Origin of the sequence: Desulfonatronum lacustre DSM 10312 (genome assembly GCF_000519265.1) — a bacterium.
GTDB lineage: Bacteria > Desulfobacterota > Desulfovibrionia > Desulfovibrionales > Desulfonatronaceae > Desulfonatronum > Desulfonatronum lacustre.
Window position 1 is genome coordinate 124,153 of record NZ_KI912608.1, and the last position, 17,756, is coordinate 141,908.

The 17,756-nt window shown below is 61.5% G+C and carries 22 protein-coding genes; 17 read left to right on the top strand and 5 right to left on the bottom strand.

Annotated features, from left to right (window positions below):
- Nucleotides 1-10: 10 nt before the first annotated feature.
- The 4 genes from DESLA_RS0100620 to DESLA_RS0100635 all read right to left on the bottom strand — a co-directional run bounded on the left by DESLA_RS0100620 (nucleotide 11) and on the right by DESLA_RS0100635 (nucleotide 2,809).
- Complete coding sequence (locus tag DESLA_RS0100620) at nucleotides 11-982, bottom strand: ATP-grasp domain-containing protein (protein ID WP_028570971.1); 972 nt, start codon at nucleotides 980-982, stop codon at nucleotides 11-13.
- Between the two features lie 86 nt (nucleotides 983-1,068).
- Nucleotides 1,069-1,344, bottom strand: coding sequence for a mercury methylation ferredoxin HgcB (gene hgcB, locus DESLA_RS0100625; protein ID WP_028570972.1), 276 nt, complete (start codon nucleotides 1,342-1,344; stop codon nucleotides 1,069-1,071).
- An 11-nt stretch (nucleotides 1,345-1,355) separates the two neighbouring features.
- Nucleotides 1,356-2,534 (bottom strand): mercury methylation corrinoid protein HgcA, encoded by a 1,179-nt coding sequence (gene hgcA / locus DESLA_RS0100630; RefSeq protein ID WP_281172377.1) that lies wholly within the window; start codon nucleotides 2,532-2,534, stop codon nucleotides 1,356-1,358.
- Nucleotides 2,531-2,809, bottom strand: a complete 279-nt coding sequence (locus DESLA_RS0100635; protein WP_028570974.1) for an ArsR/SmtB family transcription factor — start codon at nucleotides 2,807-2,809, stop codon at nucleotides 2,531-2,533. Before DESLA_RS0100635 ends, hgcA begins: the two co-directional genes overlap by 4 nt.
- Before the next feature lie 187 nt (nucleotides 2,810-2,996).
- Here DESLA_RS0100635 and DESLA_RS0100640 point away from each other — a divergent pair, with 187 nt between their 5' ends.
- The gene (locus tag DESLA_RS0100640; protein WP_028570975.1) at nucleotides 2,997-3,218 is read left to right on the top strand and encodes a NifU family protein; all 222 of its coding nucleotides are present in this window, start codon (nucleotides 2,997-2,999) and stop codon (nucleotides 3,216-3,218) included.
- 67 nt (nucleotides 3,219-3,285) lie between these two features.
- Entirely contained in the window at nucleotides 3,286-4,704 is a 1,419-nt protein-coding gene (gltX, locus tag DESLA_RS0100645; protein ID WP_028570976.1) for a glutamate--tRNA ligase, read from the top strand.
- A gap of 94 nt (nucleotides 4,705-4,798) precedes the next feature.
- On the opposite strand, the gene rpmB is transcribed toward gltX, so the two are convergent.
- Entirely contained in the window at nucleotides 4,799-5,014 is a 216-nt protein-coding gene (gene rpmB / locus DESLA_RS0100650; RefSeq protein ID WP_028570977.1) for a 50S ribosomal protein L28, read from the bottom strand.
- Between the two features lie 307 nt (nucleotides 5,015-5,321).
- Between rpmB and DESLA_RS23070 the strand changes: the two genes are divergently transcribed.
- The 15 genes from DESLA_RS23070 to DESLA_RS0100725 all read left to right on the top strand — a co-directional run bounded on the left by DESLA_RS23070 (nucleotide 5,322) and on the right by DESLA_RS0100725 (nucleotide 17,695).
- Nucleotides 5,322-5,852: a YceD family protein gene (locus tag DESLA_RS23070; RefSeq protein WP_028570978.1), complete on the top strand. Its 531-nt coding sequence runs from the start codon at nucleotides 5,322-5,324 to the stop codon at nucleotides 5,850-5,852.
- 51 nt (nucleotides 5,853-5,903) lie between these two features.
- Nucleotides 5,904-6,095: a 50S ribosomal protein L32 gene (gene rpmF / locus DESLA_RS0100660; RefSeq protein ID WP_028570979.1), complete on the top strand. Its 192-nt coding sequence runs from the start codon at nucleotides 5,904-5,906 to the stop codon at nucleotides 6,093-6,095.
- Nucleotides 6,082-7,290, top strand: coding sequence for a phosphate acyltransferase PlsX (gene plsX / locus DESLA_RS17880; protein WP_084031782.1), 1,209 nt, complete (start codon nucleotides 6,082-6,084; stop codon nucleotides 7,288-7,290). Before rpmF ends, plsX begins: the two co-directional genes overlap by 14 nt.
- Before the next feature lie 100 nt (nucleotides 7,291-7,390).
- A complete protein-coding gene (locus DESLA_RS0100670; protein ID WP_028570980.1) occupies nucleotides 7,391-8,374 on the top strand; it encodes a beta-ketoacyl-ACP synthase III in 984 nt (327 codons plus the stop codon).
- Between the two features lie 30 nt (nucleotides 8,375-8,404).
- A complete protein-coding gene (gene fabG, locus DESLA_RS0100675) occupies nucleotides 8,405-9,148 on the top strand; it encodes a 3-oxoacyl-[acyl-carrier-protein] reductase (RefSeq protein WP_028570981.1) in 744 nt (247 codons plus the stop codon).
- Nucleotides 9,149-9,239: 91 nt separating this feature from the next.
- Nucleotides 9,240-9,473 (top strand): acyl carrier protein, encoded by a 234-nt coding sequence (gene acpP / locus DESLA_RS0100680; protein WP_028570982.1) that lies wholly within the window; start codon nucleotides 9,240-9,242, stop codon nucleotides 9,471-9,473.
- 111 nt (nucleotides 9,474-9,584) lie between these two features.
- Nucleotides 9,585-10,829: a beta-ketoacyl-ACP synthase II gene (gene fabF, locus DESLA_RS0100685; RefSeq protein WP_028570983.1), complete on the top strand. Its 1,245-nt coding sequence runs from the start codon at nucleotides 9,585-9,587 to the stop codon at nucleotides 10,827-10,829.
- A 124-nt stretch (nucleotides 10,830-10,953) separates the two neighbouring features.
- Complete coding sequence (glyA, locus tag DESLA_RS0100690; protein WP_028570984.1) at nucleotides 10,954-12,198, top strand: serine hydroxymethyltransferase; 1,245 nt, start codon at nucleotides 10,954-10,956, stop codon at nucleotides 12,196-12,198.
- Between the two features lie 71 nt (nucleotides 12,199-12,269).
- Entirely contained in the window at nucleotides 12,270-12,716 is a 447-nt protein-coding gene (locus DESLA_RS0100695) for a deoxycytidylate deaminase (protein ID WP_035261146.1), read from the top strand.
- Nucleotides 12,694-13,926, top strand: a complete 1,233-nt coding sequence (gene ribD, locus DESLA_RS0100700; RefSeq protein ID WP_156932816.1) for a bifunctional diaminohydroxyphosphoribosylaminopyrimidine deaminase/5-amino-6-(5-phosphoribosylamino)uracil reductase RibD — start codon at nucleotides 12,694-12,696, stop codon at nucleotides 13,924-13,926. Before DESLA_RS0100695 ends, ribD begins: the two co-directional genes overlap by 23 nt.
- Entirely contained in the window at nucleotides 13,911-14,603 is a 693-nt protein-coding gene (locus DESLA_RS0100705) for a riboflavin synthase (protein WP_028570987.1), read from the top strand. Before ribD ends, DESLA_RS0100705 begins: the two co-directional genes overlap by 16 nt.
- A 28-nt stretch (nucleotides 14,604-14,631) precedes the next feature.
- Nucleotides 14,632-15,870 (top strand): bifunctional 3,4-dihydroxy-2-butanone-4-phosphate synthase/GTP cyclohydrolase II, encoded by a 1,239-nt coding sequence (locus DESLA_RS0100710; RefSeq protein WP_028570988.1) that lies wholly within the window; start codon nucleotides 14,632-14,634, stop codon nucleotides 15,868-15,870.
- Complete coding sequence (ribH, locus tag DESLA_RS0100715) at nucleotides 15,857-16,327, top strand: 6,7-dimethyl-8-ribityllumazine synthase (RefSeq protein WP_028570989.1); 471 nt, start codon at nucleotides 15,857-15,859, stop codon at nucleotides 16,325-16,327. Before DESLA_RS0100710 ends, ribH begins: the two co-directional genes overlap by 14 nt.
- A 377-nt stretch (nucleotides 16,328-16,704) precedes the next feature.
- A complete protein-coding gene (gene nusB / locus DESLA_RS0100720) occupies nucleotides 16,705-17,241 on the top strand; it encodes a transcription antitermination factor NusB (RefSeq protein ID WP_035261147.1) in 537 nt (178 codons plus the stop codon).
- Nucleotides 17,210-17,695 carry a hypothetical protein gene (locus tag DESLA_RS0100725; RefSeq protein WP_156932817.1) on the top strand — a complete coding sequence of 162 codons (486 nt, stop codon included), beginning with the start codon at nucleotides 17,210-17,212 and terminating at the stop codon, nucleotides 17,693-17,695. Before nusB ends, DESLA_RS0100725 begins: the two co-directional genes overlap by 32 nt.
- Nucleotides 17,696-17,756: the final 61 nt, after the last annotated feature.

A 17,756-nucleotide genomic window follows, 5' to 3' on the forward strand; every position in this document is an offset into this window, starting at 1 on the left:
TCTTGTTCATTCATACGACTGGGCTCTCTCTGTCGTTACGGCGTGTTTTCAAAAGCGGGTCGGCAACGACCTGGGCGATAGCTTGGGCGAATTCCTCTGCAGCTGGAAGGTGTTCGCGCAGCCAAAGTTCGGGTTCGATGAGTTCCAGTTCCATGACCGCCAGCTTTCCGTGTTCGTCCCGGACCATGTCCACTCGTCCGTAGCTCGGGGCCGGTTCGCAGGCGGCCATGGCGCGTTGGGCCAGTTCCACGTGCTCTCGTGTCGGTTCGAGGTGGTGGACCGTGCCGCCGTGGTCGTCCTGGACCCGGAAGTCTCCGGCCTTGGGAACCTTGCGCACGGCGTGGGTGACGCGGCCGTTGACGACCATCACCGTGTCCTCCCCGGTTTGGATCACGTCGTGGATGAACGGCTGGAGCAGGAAGGCCTCGGCGACGAGGAGCGGACGGACCTGCTCCTGAAGCGCGTCGGCGTCGTCGCGATGGACCCGGTAGGTGTGGCGGGCGCCGCCGGAAACGCAGGGTTTGAGCACGGCCTCCTCCCATCCGGCGACTTCGAGCAATTCGCGCAGACTCTGGGGGGCGTCGGGTTCGAGAAGCCGGAACGGGACCACCGGAACGCCTCGGGCCTGCAAGTCCGCGAGATAGTGTTTGTCCAGGTTCCACCAGATGGTTTCCGGGGCGTTGCACAGCCGGGTCTGGGTTTGGACGCGGCGCAACCATGCACTGAATTCGACTATCCGATCAAAGTAGTCCCAAGTGGTCCGGAAGACGGCGCAGCGAAAAGCCGACCAATCCACGTCCGAAGCGGCCCAGTCCAGGCGGACCGAGGAAAGTCCGAGTGCCGCGAGGGCGTTTTGCAGCAACTCGTCGTCACGCAGGATGTTGCGCAGATACCAGTCGTCCGGGGCCGCGTCATTGTATGCGTAGCGGCTCTCGGTCAGGAGGGCCACGTCGGCTGTGGGGTGGTGGGGTACGGGGGGCATTTTCTCGTCGTCAGGGATAGAGGGTTTTGGTTTCAGAGGGATGAGTCACGGCTGTTTCGGAAGAAGAGGCCGCGTGTCGCGGCGTTTTAACAGCATTGAGGAGCGCTGCTCTTCGGAAGCCATGTCTGGATGATGTAGGCGGCGCAGCCGACGCCGGGCGTCACGCTCATGGCTTCGGTGGGGCAGTTCAGGGCGCAGGCCCCGCACTCCATGCAGGCTTCGCGGTCCTGGACGTGGGCTTTGTCGTTTTTCAGCGTAAAGACGCGGTGCGGGCAGACTGCGACGCAGAGGCCGCATCCCACGCACTTTTCCTGATCATAGGCCAAGGTGGCCACGTTTTGCAGATGACGGAATTGTTTCATGGCATGCGTCCTCACTGAAGGTTTCCCCAGATAAAGCAGATCACGGACACCACAGTGGACCCGGCGAGGATGGGGATGGCCGCCCGCATTTCCTTTTCCACGCCGGAGGGCGACGTGTAGGGCGTGGAGCCGGTGAAGTTCAGGGCCGTCCAGGCAGACAGGGTCATGGTCCACAACCCCGCTCCCGCCAGGACGGGCCAGGCCGGAGTCGGGAAGAGCAACGGCAGGGCCAGGGCCGGGATCAGTCCCAGGCCGGCTCCGGCCAGGGAAAAGAGGCGGGTGGGCAGCCGGGGCAGCAGCAACGGAAAGGCCACCGTTCCGCCCAGCAGGCCGAAAAGGGTGGCCGTCGCGGCTACGGCCCAGCGCTGGAAAACGGCCCCAGGGGCAAACTCCGTCCCAATGAGGCCCAGCACCGCCGCCGCGGCCAGGACCGCGAGAATCATTTTCCAGCCCAGGACCAGCTCAACGGGTACCACGGCAAGCCGTTCCCTAAAGGTAAAGGTGATTTCCCGCATGGCCTCGTCGGGACCCTGATCCAGAAAACGCGGCAGATCTTCGGCCCGGATCGGTCCCAGGACGGCTTCGAATCCCGTGGCCTTGCGCACGTCCCGGAGCCGGACGCCGTTGGCGGCCAGTTGGGGCAGAATCAGGCGGCGATGGGACACGACGCGGTCCAGGCCGGCCTTGCGGACCTGGACGGCCACGGCTTCGGCGTTGAAGGAGCCCTTGCCCCCGGCGCACCAGACATTGATGCCACGGGTGTCCGCCACCAGCAACCAAGCGTTCCGCCCATGCAGGGCGAAGCGGACCGTGTCGAAGGTCAGCTTGTAGTTGGCCGTGACCACGACCGGGGCGTCTGGGGACGGGGCGCCGACGGCGTAGAGCCCCGGATTGACGGTATAGTTGTTGCGATCCAGTCCCAACCGGGCCCGGCAGTCGCCGAGGCGGTCCCACAATGTTGGACACGTTCTGACGCGGGGAACGCGCCCCGGCGGGGTGGTGATGAACCCGTCCACATAGGGTTCGATGCGATAGCCCGGCAGATCGTCGGCCCCCGCACCGGGGGCCGGAGGCGGGCCTCAGCACGGTGCGGCGCCTGAATCGGGGCTTGGCCCGGTGGCGGGGGAAAGACCCGGAGTCGGGGTAGCGGGCAAGGGCGGGGCCATGGGAAAGGGCTGTAATGGTTTCATGACGCTTCCAGCTTGGCGATGAGGTTCTTGAACAGAGTCAGGCGTGATTTGTCCACGCAGTAGCAAATGCGTGGCCCGTCGATTTCCCCCTGGATCAGCTCGGCGTCCTTAAGCAGCTTCAGGTGCTGGCTTACCGTGGATTGAGCCAAGGGGAGGATGTTCACGAGTTCGCCGCAAACGCACCGGTCTGCTTGCAACAGGTGGAGCAGGATGGTCACTCGGGCCGGGTGGCCCAGGGCTTTGCAACATTGGGCAATGATCTGAACGTCGGTCATGAGGCTCCCCGAATTGCTTTATCGTTAATAAACGATAAGGCGGGGGAACGTCAATTCATCATCGTGAGAGGGTCGATGCACTGCTGCGAGCGTCGGCCTTGTAAGTTTGACGGGTTGGGGTTCAACCGCTATCTTTTCTAGTTTGTTGACGACTTGCCCGCCCCTGGGCGGAGAAAAGGAGAGCGTGATGCGGGAAAAGGTCCAGGCGGTGCTGGAGACGATCAGACCGCATTTGCAACGAGACGGGGGAGACGTGGAGCTTGTGGACGTCTCGACGGACGGCGTGGTCACGGTGCGCCTTACGGGGGCCTGCAAAGGGTGCCCCATGTCGCAGGTAACGCTGAAAAATGCGGTTGAAAAGACTATCCTGAAGGAACTGCCTGAGATCACGTCGGTTCAGGCGGCTTAACGGGCTACCGGAAGAACCGGATTTTCGGCGGGCTTCGGCCCGCTTTTACTTTCACAAGGAGCAGGCAATGACCCAGATTATCACGCGATTTCCGCCCAGCCCCACCGGGCATCTCCATGTGGGCGGGGCCCGCACGGCTTTGTTCAACTGGCTTTGGGCGCGCAAGAACGGCGGGAAGTTCATTTTGCGGATCGAGGACACGGACGTGGCCAGATCCGCCGAAGAGATGACCCAGGGCATTCTGGACGGGATGCGCTGGTTGGGGCTGGATTGGGACGAAGGGCCGTACTTTCAGAGCCAACGGGTGGATTTGTACAACCAGCATATTGACCAGTTGTTGGAGGCCGGGCACGCTTATTTCTGTTCCTGTACTCCGGAAGAGGTGGAGGCCATGCGCGTCGCGGCCCGGGCCGTCGGGGCGGTGCCCAAGTACGACGGTCGGTGTCGGAATAAGGGATTGGAGGCCGGGCCGGGTCGGGTGGTCCGGTTCAAGACGCCCACGGACGGGGAAACCCGGTTTCGGGACTTGGTCAAGGGGCCGGTGGCGGTGCCCAACACCCAGTTGGACGACATGGTCCTGCGTCGGGTTGACGGCATGCCGACCTACAACCTGGCCGTGGTGGTGGACGACGTGACCATGGGCATGACCCACATCATCCGCGGCGACGACCACTTAAGCAACACGCCCAAGCAGGTCCTGCTGTACGAAGCCCTGGGCCGTGACCTGCCGCTGTTCGCCCATGTGCCCATGATCCTGGGGCCGGACAAGAAAAAGCTGAGCAAACGCCACGGAGCCACGTCGGTGACGGCCTACCGGGACATGGGCTATCTGCCCGAGGCCATGGTCAACTACCTGGTCCGGCTGGGCTGGTCCCACGGGGATCAGGAAATTTTCAGCCTGGAAGAGCTGCTGGAGCACTTCAGCCTGGATCATCTGGGGTCCGCGGCCTGCGTCTTTGATCAGAGCAAGCTGCTCTGGCTGAACAACCACTACATCAAGAGCGAACCGGAGGACCGGGTGGCGGCTCTTTTGGCCGACCATCTGACCGACCATCTGGCAGGGCGCGGCCTGGATGGAGCGGACGAAGCGTATTTGCGCTCCATTGTTCCGTTGTTGCGGCCCCGGGCCGGGACCATGGTCGAAATGGCGGAAATGGCGGAATTTTTCGTGGTGGAGGACGAGGCCTTGCCCATGGATCAGGCCGCTGTGAACAAGTTTTTGACGCCCGAGGCCAAGGAGCATTTCGGTCGATTGCGCGAGTTGTTGTCCGGGGCGTCGAGCTTCGGGCAACAGGAGTTGGAGGCGCTGTTCAAGAACTATCTAGAAGACCAGGGCGTGGCGTTCAAGGTTTTGGCTCAGCCCTTGCGGGTGGCGCTGACCGGAAAGACGAAAAGTCCGGGGATTTATGAAATTATGGAAGTCCTGGGGAAGGATCGCGTGCTTCGGAGATTGGCCAGGGCGGAGCAAGAGGGAGCTGGTTTGTAATCAGGCCGCGGATGTGGCCTTGAAAAAACGCTACGCGACGTAAAAGGGCGACCCTGAGGGTCGCCCTTTTACGTCTTAGTGTTCGTCGATTAGATTACGCTTCGGCTGCTTGCCGCGCAACGGGCTTGACCACTGCATCGGAACGGATGCACCGGGTGCAGACCTTCAGGCGACGGGTTTCGCCGCTGGGCATTTGCGTCCGGACCTGCTGCAGGTTGGGCATAAAACGCCGCTTGGTTTTGTTGTTGGCGTGGCTGACACTGTTTCCGGTGTGGGGACGTTTCCCGCAGATGTCGCATACTTGGGACATATTCGTACTCCTCAAAAGGTTGACATGTGCTCGTCTCCATGTGCTCGGTGCGGAGCTGAAGCGCATGATGGACGTTGAATCGAAGGAAGGGCGACATGCGGCGCCGCGGCTTCCGTTCCTGTCGCTCTTCTCTTATTTGAATGGGGCGCTCGGTGGCTCCCTTGCTGTGTGCAGGGGAGCATGCCGCGGACGCTGCGCATTCGCGAAAACGGAATCGAACGTATTAGCCGGACTTGGTTTCTTTGGCAAGAGATTTCTTGACATGCGGACCAGGGAAGAGATACGAAGCCCCTTTTGGGAGAGAGAGATGATTGAACTGCTTGTCGAGACCACGAATCTCCCGGTCGACGGCCGGGAGTTTTCTTTTGATGAACAGCGCATTTGGGCCGACCCCATCGCGGAGTTTCATCTGCCGTATCGGATTGCCGAACCGTTTTCAGCGGTGATCCGCGTCGTCCCGCACGCTGACGGTTGCACGGTGGAAGGAACACTGCGCGGTTCGCTGGTTCTGTCTTGTGATCGATGCGTCGAGGAATTCACCTATCCCGTGACGGCCGAGTTTCACGAATTCGAGGCCTATCCCGGCGGCGTCTCCCGGAGCGATGCCCCAAACGACGTTTGGTGGGTGGTGGCCAAGGATGGCCTGCACTACCTGGACGTGGCCGGATTCCTTTGGGAGCAGTTCCAGTTGGCCCTGCCGGAGAAGCCGTTGTGTACGGTTTTGTGTCGCGGGATCTGCGCCGAATGCGGGGCGAACAGGAATCTCGACGAATGTCGGTGCGCCGCCTCTGGGAGCGACCCTCGCCTTGCCGCGTTTCGCTCCATGAAACTTTCGTAAACCCTTAGTTCATAAACCATAACCCCCTAATTCATTTCAAGGATACCCTCCATGGCACTTCCCAAGAAGAAAACTTCTCGTTCCAAGCGCGGCATGCGTCGGTCCCACGACGTCGTCGCCATCCCCAATCCCATTTACTGCGAGTGCGGCGAGTTGGCGCTGTCCCATCGGATTTGTTCCGCTTGCGGCTCCTATAAGGGTGTGAAACGTATCGCCGTCCAAGAGCCGGATGCCGCAAAATAAGCCCTGCATCGCCGTGGACGCCATGGGGGGCGATTTCGGTCCCTCGGTCGTGATCCGCGGTGCGCTGGACGCGCTGCGTACGCAAGACATCCGGGTGATCCTGGTGGGTCGTGAGCCGGATATCCGCGCGGAACTGGCCGCCGCGAAGGCGACGGACGCCGACGTGGAGGTGGTGCACGCCGAGCAGGTCATCGAGATGCAGGACAAGCCTTCGGACGCCCTGCGCCGCAAAAAAAACAGCTCGGTGCAGGTCGCTTTCCGGCTGGTCAAGGAAGGTCGGGCCGACGGGGTGGTCAGCGCTGGAAATTCCGGAGCGACCTTGGCTTGCGGCATGTTCATTCTGGGCAGGATCGACGGCATTGATCGACCGGCCCTGGCCGGAATCCTGCCCACGGAAAAAAAGCCCATGGTGCTCATCGACGTGGGTGCCAACGTGGACTGCAAGCCGCACAACCTCTTGCAGTTCGCCTTGATGGCCGATGTTCTGGCCAGGTCCGTGCTGGGGGTGCCCAAGCCGCGGGTCGGCCTGATGAGCATCGGCGAGGAAGAGGGCAAGGGCAATTCCCAGGTCAAGCTGGCCTTTGATCTGCTGCGCAAATCCTCCCTGAACTTCAAGGGCAACGTCGAGGGCCGGGACGTGTTCACCGGAGACGTGGACGTGGTGGTCTGCGACGGGTTCGTGGGCAACGTGGTCTTGAAGTTGAGCGAAGGCTTGGCCGTTTCTCTTGGCCGGTTGCTGAAGCGGGAACTCATGGCCGGTTTTTGGTCCAAATGCGGGTGTCTGTTCGCCAAGGGGGCCTTGCGGCGTTTTTCCCGGCGCATCGACTACGCCGAATATGGCGGGGCTCCCCTGCTGGGTCTGAAGGGCATCGGCATCGTCTGTCACGGCGCTTCCAACCCCAAGGCCTTGAGCAGCGCGATCCACATGGCCGCGACCTTCGTGCGGAATCGTTCCAACGACCATCTGTCGGAAGAACTGGCCGCGAATCGGGATATCGTTCAGCTCAGTCGGGCTGGTACAACCTTGTCGTCGAGCAACGGGCAGGGCCTTTTGAGCCGAGTGCCTGAGAAGTCCTTGGAGAAGACCTCGGAGCAGACCCCAGAACAGCCGTCGGGACAGCCGTCGGCCGAAGGTTTTACGGTGCGCCAAGGCTCGGAGCACGAGTTCAGGCAAGCTCCCGGCGTGGTCAATTGAAGGCCTTTGTAGATCCTTCCGGACGGTTTCAGCCCGTGATCATTTTTTCCGTGTCTTCTTACCTCTCACTTTTTTCGCGCATCAGCGCGCGGTCGTGACTATGTCGGCACATATTATCGGAACTGGGGCCTTTGTTCCTGAACGGGTCGTGACCAACATCGACCTGCAAGGGTTGGTGGACACCAACGATGAATGGATCGTCAGCCGGACGGGAATCAAGGAGCGACGGATCGCCGAGCCCGGACAATCCTGTTCCATGCTGGGCGTCGAAGCCGCCAAGCGGGCTCTGGAGGACGCCAAGATTTCCGCGCGGGACGTGACCCACGTCCTGGTGGCCACCTTTTCTCCGGACGCCTACATTCCCTCCACGGCGTACATCCTGCGTGAAAAGCTGGGCATTCCCCGGGGCATGGCCATGGACGTATCGGCGGCCTGCACCGGTTTTCTGTTCGCCTTGGAGACCGCGCGGGCCTTTGTCGCCCTACACCCCGAAGCCGTGGTCCTCGTGGTCGGCAGCGAAGTGGTTTCTTCCCGACTGAACTGGGAGGATCGCGGAACCTGCGTCCTGTTCGGCGACGGAGCCGGGGCGGCGGTGGTCACGGGCAAGCCTTCCCCGGGCAGCGCGGAGGTGCTGGACGTGCTCTTGGACGGCGATGGGTCGCTTAGTGATCTGTTGGTGGTTCGCGGCGGAGGGTCGGCGACCCCGATGAAGCTCGGCCAGACCGTTTCCGAGGATTTTTTCGTTCAGATGCAGGGCCGGGAGATCTTCAAGCACGCCGTGCGTTCCATGGCCGCCATCTGTCAACGGATACTGGAAAAAAACGGACTGACCCCTTCGGACATCGACCTGGTCGTTCCGCACCAGGCCAACATCCGGATCATCGAGTCCCTGGCCGGTCGACTGGACGTTCCCATGGACAAGGTGTTCGTGAACATCGAAAAATACGGCAACACCTCGGCGGCCTCCATTCCCCTCGCCCTGGCCGAAGCCCGGGAAAAGGCATTGATTCCCCCGGGAAGCAAAGTTATGTTGACGGCCTTCGGCGGCGGACTGAACTGGGCCGCGGCATTGTTGCAATACTGATTCGAATATCAAGACGACGGGACTGACGACATGAGCGAATTGATCAAGACCGCCCTGGTCACCGGGGCCTCCAGGGGGATTGGCCGGTCCGCGGCTTTGCGGCTGGCCCAGGACGGATATCAGGTCTACCTGACCTATGTCAGCAAGCCGGAATTGGCCGAGGCCGTCCAGGGGGCCATCGAATCCCACGGCGGCAAGGCCGAGGCGTTTCGGTTGGACGTGGGGGATGCTCAGGCGGTTTCCGCTTTTTTTCAGGAGCACGTCAAGGACAAGGTTCGCCTGGAAGTACTGGTGAACAACGCCGGGATGACCAAGGACAACCTGATCATTCGGATGAAACCGGCGGATTGGGAAGCGGTTCTGCGCGTCAACCTGACCGGAAGCTTCGTCTGCCTCCAGGAGGCGGCCAAACTCATGATTCGCCAGCGCTATGGACGGATCATCAACATCTCTTCGGTGGTCGGCCAGATGGGCAACGCCGGGCAGGCCAACTACGCTGCGTCCAAGGCCGGCCTGATCGGGCTGACCAAGTCCGCGGCCCAGGAGTTGGCCTCGCGGGGGATCACGGTCAATGCCGTTGCTCCCGGGTTCATCGATACGGACATGACCTCGGGCCTGTCCGAAGAGATACAAAACGTCTACATGGAACGGATTCCCATGCGCCGCTTCGGCCAAGCCGAGGAGATTGCCGACACCGTTGCTTTTTTGGCGTCCGAGAGCGCCGGGTACATCACCGGACAGGTGATCGGCGTGACGGGCGGCATGTACATGTAGAGGACGACGTTCGTCATGGACTGTATTCCGCGGTACGGTGCGGAAGAAGCAAACAAACCACTTACTTTTTTCAGATGAGAGGAGAACAATTATGTCAATGGAAGAAAAGGTCAAAAAAATCATCGTCGATCAGCTCGGCGTTTCCGCCGATCAAGTGACTCCGGACGCAGCCTTTGTCGACGACCTGGGCGCGGACTCTCTGGACCTGACGGAACTGATCATGGCCATGGAAGAGGAGTTCGGCGTTGAAATCGATGATGAAGACGCTCAGAAAATGACCAAGGTCAAGGACGCGTTGGCCTACATTCAGTCCAAGGTGGCCTGATCCGGTTCTCCGAGGCAGCCTGCAGATGTTTCGGGCGTCTTGTGATCCGCTTCGGCACGATCACGGGGCGCTCGTTTTTTTCCCGTCAGCCGGACAAATCAAGGTGGAAGCATGTCCAGAAAGAGAGTAGTCGTCACCGGTCTTTCGGCGGTCACGCCCTTGGGCGTGGACGCACGGACCAGTTGGGAAAGGTTGATCAAAGGGGAGTCGGGTATCGCCCCGTTGACCCGCTTCGACGCCACGGATCACGCAACCAAGATCGCCGGGGAGGTCAAAGGGTTTGAGCCGGAGAAATACATGCCGGTCAAACAGACCCGCCGGATGGAACTGTTTGCGCAGTTCGCCGTGGCCGCCGCCAAGATGCTCCTGGAGGACGCCGACTGGACCATCCCCGAGGACCGGGCCCACCGCACCGCAGCGATCATCGGATGCGGCATCGGCGGGCTGGACGCCCTGGAGCGCTCCCAGACCACCATGCTCAAAAGCGGGCCGCGGAAAATTTCTCCGTTCTTCATTCCGTCCCTGATAGCCAACATGGCTGCCGGGCAGGTGTCCATTTTTACCGGGGCCAAAGGCAACAATCTGGTCACCACTTCGGCCTGCGCCTCGGGGCTGCATTCCATCGGCACGGCCTTTTCCGAACTGCTGCTGGGTCGGGCGGACGCTGCCATCTGCGGCGGGACCGAAGCCTGCCTGACGCCCTTGGCCATGGCCGGGTTCAACGCCCTCAAGGCCCTGTCCACCCGCAACGACGAACCGCAACTGGCTTCGAGGCCTTTTGAAAACAATCGCGACGGATTCGTCATGGGCGAGGGCTGCGGCCTGCTGCTCCTGGAAACCCTGGAACACGCCCAGGCCCGTGGGGCGAAAATTCTGGCCGAGGTGGTGGGTTACGGCGCTTCGGGCGACGCCTTTCATATCACCGCCCCGGACGAGGACGGCTCCGGCATGTCCCTGGCCATGCGGGCCGCCCTGGACGAAGCCGGGATCGCTCCGGAGGAAGTGGACCACATCAACGCCCACGGCACCTCCACCAAGCTCAACGACATCACCGAGACCCGGGCCATCAAGAAGGTTTTCGGCAAGCATGCGGCTTCCATCGCCATCACCGGCAACAAGTCCATGATCGGCCATCTGCTTGGCGCCGCCGGCGGGGTGGAGAGCGTTTTTTCGGTCCTGACTCTGCGCCACGGCATGATTCCCGGGACCATCAACATGGTCGAGCCGGATCCCGAATGCGATCTGGACTACGTCTCCGACGGCTCCAGAAAGGCCGACATTCGATACGTACTCTGCAATTCCTTCGGTTTCGGCGGGACCAACGCCACTATTCTGTACAAGCGCTGGGACGGTTAGTTGAAGCGGCGGGTGGGCGGATTCGATTCGCATTCCCACCCGCCCCCCCTTCGTTCGCGCATCCTCCCGGCTTTCCGTGAAGTCTGGAGGACGCCATCGTCAATTCAATCCTCGGAGAACTGCCATGAACCTTGACGAACTTCGCCGCCACGACCCGGAAATCGCCGAAGCTGTGCGCCTGGAAGAACTGCGGCAACTGCACAAGCTGGAACTGATCGCCTCGGAAAATTTCACCTCGCCGGCCGTGCGCATGACCATGGGCAGCGTGCTGACCCACAAGTACGCCGAGGGGTATCCGGGCAAGCGCTATTACGGCGGCTGCGAATACGTGGACATGGCCGAGACGCTGGCTCAGGAGCGGGCCAAGCAACTGTTCAAGGTTGAATACGCCAACGTCCAACCCCATTCCGGCTCTCAGGCCAACATGGCGGTTTATTTCGGGGCGTTGCAGCCCGGGGACGTGATCCTGGGCATGGACCTGTCCCATGGCGGGCACCTGACCCACGGCAGCCCGGTGAATTTTTCCGGCAAGTTGTACAAGGTGGTTTTTTATGGCGTCAGCAAGGAAACCGGGACCATTGATTACGACCAAGTCCGGACCATGGCTCGGGAGCACCGACCCAAGGTTATCGTGGCCGGGGCCAGCGCCTATTCCCGGGTGATCGATTTTCCAAAATTCCGGGAAATCGCCGACGAGGTTGGAGCCAAGTTGATGGTGGACATGGCGCATATCGCCGGACTGATCGCCGCGGACCTGCATCCTTCGCCCGTGGGCAGTGCTCACTTCATCACCACAACAACGCACAAGACATTGCGCGGACCGCGCGGCGGGATGATCCTGTCCACGGACGAGTTCGGCAAGCTTTTGAACTCCCAAATTTTTCCCGGAATTCAGGGCGGCCCGTTGATGCACGTGATCGCCTCCAAGGCCGTGGCCTTCGGCGAAGCCCTGCGCCCCGAGTTCGCCACGTACCAGCAACAGGTGATCAAGAACGCCCAGGCCATGGCCAAGGCTCTGACCGACGCCGGATTCGCCCTGGTTTCCGGGGGGACGGACAACCACCTGATGCTCATGGACCTGACCAACAAGGACATCACGGGCAAGGATGCCGAGATCGCCCTGGACAAGGCCGGGATTACGGTGAACAAGAATACGGTTCCGTTCGAGACCCGCTCTCCGTTCGTGACCTCCGGAATTCGCCTGGGCACCCCGGCCTTGACCACGCGGGGCATGACCGAAGAGCACATGGTCCGCGTCGTGGAGTGGATCGTGAAGGCCCTGGATCAGCGCGACAACGACACTGAACTGCAGCGGATCGAGGTCGAGGTGCAGACCTTCGCGTCTCAGTTTCCGTTGTTCGCTGGGTAAATCGGTAGTTGATCCATTTTTTTTCGGATATTGTCTTTAATCTTGAAGATATTCAAGGAAAACACCGTCTGATGCGACTGCCGTGGCCGGAATACTTCATGGGTATCGCCAAACTGGTGGCCGAACGATCCACCTGTCTGCGGCGCAAGGTCGGGGCGTTGGCCGTGCAGGGCAAGCGGATCCTGGCTACGGGATACAACGGCGCTCCGGCCGGGCTGGAACACTGCCTGGATATCGGCTGTTTGCGGGAACAGATGGGGATTCCCTCTGGCCAGCGGCATGAGCTGTGCCGGGGCCTGCACGCCGAGCAGAACGTAATTATCCAGGCCGCCACCCACGGGGTTCGGCTGGAGGGCGCGCAGATTTACTGCACCACCCAACCGTGTCTGATCTGCACCAAAATGTTGATCAACTGCGGCGTTGAGGCGATCTTCTTCGAACAGGGGTACCCCGACGATTTGGCCGTGAACATGCTGCGTGAGGCAGGAGTGCGCTTTGAACAGCTTTGTTCTCCCTGACGATGCCGAGAAAATCATGCTCCAGGCCGCGGCCCTGGCCGAGCGGGGCAAGGGCCGGACCGCGCCCAATCCGTGTGTCGGCGCGGTGCTGACCCAAGACGGCCGGATCGTGGCCCAGGGGTATCATCGCGGACCGGGGCTGCCCCATGCCGAGGTGGACGTCTTGCAAGACGCCGCGCGGCAAGGGATCAATCCTCAAGCGTGCATCCTGTGGGTGACCTTGGAACCCTGCAATCATACCGGGCGTACTCCTCCCTGCACCCAGGCCATTCTTCAAGCCGGTATTAGGCGGGTCGTGGTGGGTACGGCGGACCCCAATCCAAGGGTGATCGGGGGCGGCATCGATTCTTTGCGGGACAACGGAGTCCAGGTGGTCGTCGGCGTGGCTGAGCAGGCTTGTCGGGACCTGATCGCGGACTTCCGGACCTGGATCGACTCACCACTTCCCTACCTGTATCTCAAGCTGGCCTGCACCCTGGACGGTCGGATCGCCACTCGTTCCGGAGATTCTCAGTGGATCAGCAACGCCCGGTCCCGGGAAAAAGTCCACGCTCTGCGGGAACGGGTCGGAGCCGTGATGGTCGGGGCGGGCACGTTCCGGGCGGATGACCCCCGGCTGACCTGTCGGCTCTCCGAAGCTGATCGACCGCCGAACCGACCGCCTGACCGTCCGTCGGACCAACTGGCGGACCCGCGGACCCAACCCCTGGCCATCGTAGTGGGCTCCAATCTGCCAAACACGACAAACTTTTTTCTGTTGCGCGAGCGCCCTGGGGAAACCATTTTCTGGACCACCGAGGCCGCGGCGCAAAGCACGGCGGCTGAACGGCTGCGCGCCCTTGGGGCACGTGTCTGGGGAGCCGGAACCGGCGACCGTGTTGATCTGGAGTCCTGTCTGATCCGGCTGCGCTCCGAGTTGGGCGTGATGGACGTGCTGTGCGAGGGCGGGGGGGGCTTGGCTCAGCATTTGATCACCGCCGGTCTCGTGGGAGAATGGTGGTTGTTTCTGGCACCCAAGACCCTGGGCGACGCCCGGGCCGTGCCTGTGCTGTCCGGGGCCGAGGTTCCGCGAATGGCCGATGCGTGGTCCTGGCGGACCAGCCGGGTTCAAGAGCTTGACGGAGATTTTCGGCTGGTGCTGCGTCCGGAACCGACACTGGATCATGGTCAAGACGCTTCATGTGAGGAGGGCGGATGTTCACCGGCCTGATTCAAGGACCGGGCAAGGTTCTGGGCGTCACGGGCCGCCAGGGCGAGGGAAGCGGCAATCGGGAAACCCGCCTGGAGATTGGCCCGGAGTCTCCGATCCGAGACTACGTTCGCGGAGAGAGCATCGCTATCAACGGCGTCTGTCTGACCGTGGAGACGTTCGCCCCGGACCGGTTTTCCGTGTTCGCCTCGGCCGAGACCTTGCGGCTGACGAACTTGGGCGGCCTGCGGACCGGGATGCGGGTCAACCTGGAACGGGCCCTGGCAATGGGCGACCGGCTGGGCGGGCACCTGGTCAGCGGCCACGTGGACTGTCTGGCCCGGGTCGGAGAAACGCGCCAAGTGGGCCAGTCCCGCTGGTTTCGGTTGCTTTATCCCGAGGAGTTTTCTCCTTTGGTGGTGATCAAGGGCTCGGTAACCCTGGACGGGATCAGCCTGACGGTCAATCAGTGCGGCGAAGGATTTCTGGAAGTGAACATCATCCCGGAGACCTGGCAAAACACGACCATTTCCGAATGGCGGCCGGGCCGGGACGTGAATATGGAAACCGACCTGATCGGTAAATACGTGCAGCGCATGCTGGGCCCTTGGGCCGGAACGTCGTCGCGTCCCTCGGGGACGACCATGACCGGAGGCGGCGGGATCAGCGAGGCGTTTTTGCGCGAACACGGCTTTTAACGACCGGCGAAGGAAAGAGGAACTGAATATGGCACTGTGCAGCATCGAAGAGGCCATCGAGGACATCCGCCAGGGGCGGATGATCATTCTGGTGGACGACGAGAACAGGGAGAACGAGGGCGATCTGACCATCGCGGCTCAGAGCGTGACCCCGGAGATCATCAATTTCATGGCCATTCACGGCCGGGGATTGATTTGTCTGGCCATGGAGCCGGAGTTGGTGGAAAAGCTGGATCTGCCTATGATGGCTTCCCGAAACGAATCGCGGTTCGGCACGGCCTTCACCGTGTCCATAGAGGCCCGTGCCGGAGTGTCAACGGGGATTTCGGCCTATGACCGGGCCACCACGATTCTGACCGCCGTGGCCGACGACGCCAAGGCCGAGGACATCGTCTCCCCGGGACACGTTTTTCCGTTACGGGCCAAGAAGGGCGGGGTGCTTGTCCGGGCCGGGCAGACCGAGGGCAGCGTGGACTTGGCCCGTCTGGCCGGCATGAAATCCGCGGCGGTGATCTGCGAGATCATGCGCGACGACGGCAACATGGCCCGGATGCCCGATCTGGAGGAATTCGCGGCCAAGCACGACATGAAGATCGCGTCCATCGCCGATCTGATCCGCTACCGGATGAAGCACGACTCCCTGTCCGTGCGCCGGGTAGGCGAGGCCAATCTGCCCACCTGCAACGGAGGAGACTTTCGGGTTTTTGCCTATGAAAGCGACTTGGACAACAGTGTCCACTTGGCCTTGGTCAAGGGCGAAATTAATCCGGAAGAACCGGTCCTGGTCCGGGTGCACAGCCAGTGTCTGACCGGGGACGTCTTCGGCTCCCTGCGCTGCGATTGCGGCCCCCAGCTTCAGGCGGCCATGCGGATCATCGCCGAGGAAGGCAACGGAGTGATTCTGTACATGCGCCAGGAAGGCCGCGGCATCGGTCTGGCCAATAAGATCAAGGCCTACTGCCTCCAGGACAGCGGTCGGGACACCGTGGAAGCCAACGTGGACCTGGGCTTTGCCCCGGACCTGCGGGACTACGGGGTCGGCGCGCAGATTCTCGTGGACCTGGGCGTGAGCAAGATGCGGTTGATGACCAACAATCCCAAAAAGATCGTCGGCCTGGAGGGCTACGGTTTGGAAGTTGCCGGACGGGTTCCGGTGGAAGTCCAGGCCTGCGAGCAGAACTTGCAGTATCTGCTGACGAAGAAGGAAAAAATGGGACACATGCTGGATTTCAAAGCTGACAAGGAGAAGGCCCATGCATCATCTTGAAACCATTGAAGGCCGTCTGGACGCCACCGGGCTGCGTTTCGCGATTCTGGCCAGCCGGTTCAACGACTTCATCGTGGACCGCCTCGTGGGAGGAGCCGTTGACTACCTGGTTCGGCACGGCGCGGCCAAGAGCGACATCACGCTGGTCCGGATTCCCGGGGCCTATGAAATGCCCCTGGCAGCCAAGCGGCTGGCGGAGACGAAACGCTTTCACGGCGTCGTCTGCCTGGGCGCGGTGATTCGCGGAGCCACCCCGCATTTCGACTATGTCTCGGCCGAGGTTTCCAAGGGCTTGGCCCAGGTGATGCTGGACACCGGGGTCCCCGTGGGCTTCGGCGTCCTGACCACGGACACCCTGGAGCAGGCCGTGGAACGGGCCGGCAGCAAGGCCGGCAACAAGGGCGTGGACGCCGCGGCCGCGGCCCTGGAAATGATTCGCGTCCTGGAACAGGTCTGATTTATCTGGCCTGATAAGGGATATGGCTATTACTGAATTTTCGTGGTGCAGGCATCCTGCCTGCACTGACAGGCAAGATGCCTGTCCCACCATTTTGACATGCCTCCTGCCCACTCTCGCGGAGCAAAAAATGCGGGCGAGGTAAAAAACGGTAAATTGAGACCCGCCAACTCCCTAAGAGGATCAACGAGAGTAACTACTCAGCACCGAGTAGTGCCGTTGCCGGTGTCGGTATCGGAATCGGGATCGGGATCGAAAACGCTTGGAAACGTTCAAAATTTTTTCTGTTCCGATTCTGATTCCGATAGCGACCCCGACTCCGATTGCCGGAGCAAGGGCGGATACAAAATGTGCTGAGTAGATACCAACGAGAAACCATGGAAACCCCGAAAGTACACCGACGAGCGGCCCGCAGGCGGGCCTTGCAGTGCGTCTTTGCCCTGAGTTTTCAGAAATTTGAAAATGCGGAGCAGATTCGGCGGGCGTTTTGGGCCCTGCCCGTGGACGACGACGAGTCGGACGAAGGAAGCGGACCGGGTGAGGTCGGAAAGGCCGGGGCCGGATCGTCCAAAGAGACGATATCACAGACGCCGCTTCCAGAGGATCAGGAATTCGGCCTAGGCTTGGTGACCGGCGTTTTTGGTCGGCTGGACGAGATTGACGCGTTGATTCGGCGTTTTTCCAAGCACTGGAAGATCGAGCGGATCGCCAAGGCCGAACTGAGCATTCTCCGGCTGGGCGTTTACGAATTGCTGTACGAACCGGAGATCCCATTGCGGGTGAGCATCAACGAAGCCGTGGAGTTGAGCAAGGAGTTCGCGGACGACCAGTCCTTTCCTTTCGTGAACGGCATTCTCGACGCCGTGGCCAAGGCGGTGAGCCATGGTGAGTTTGGGATTCGTAAGCAGTTCTGACCGCTGTCCCGACCATGCTCGCCATGTCCGCGTCCTGCCCGGCGATGCATCCTCTGTCTCGTTCATGCCGGCCGACGTCGAAATCGCCCCCGATCCGCTTGGGCGGACGCGCTGGCTCCTGTCCTGGTACGCTCCGGACCTTGTAAACGTCGAAAACTGGGCCAGGGGCATGGCGTCGCAATTGGTGGTTCTGGCCTGGAACCCCTGGTGTCTGGATGTGGAATCCTTGGCACGGACCTTGGACCTGTCGACGGATCGAGCCTTGCTGCGCTGGGGGGAACCGTTCTGGAGCACCTACCACGGTGATTTGCAGGCGGACGTTGTGGTCTATCTGGCCGTGGGTGAGCATCGCCGGTTGGTCTATCAAGCGGTTCGCCACTGGGAGTCCCGGTTCACGCATCTCCGGTTCGCCACAGAGCACGATCTGGACGGGGGCAAGTCTGATGGGCGGTAAGGTTTTGGGCGACTGGCAGGACAAATTACTCTCTTGCTCACATTCTGCGGGACCAGATCAA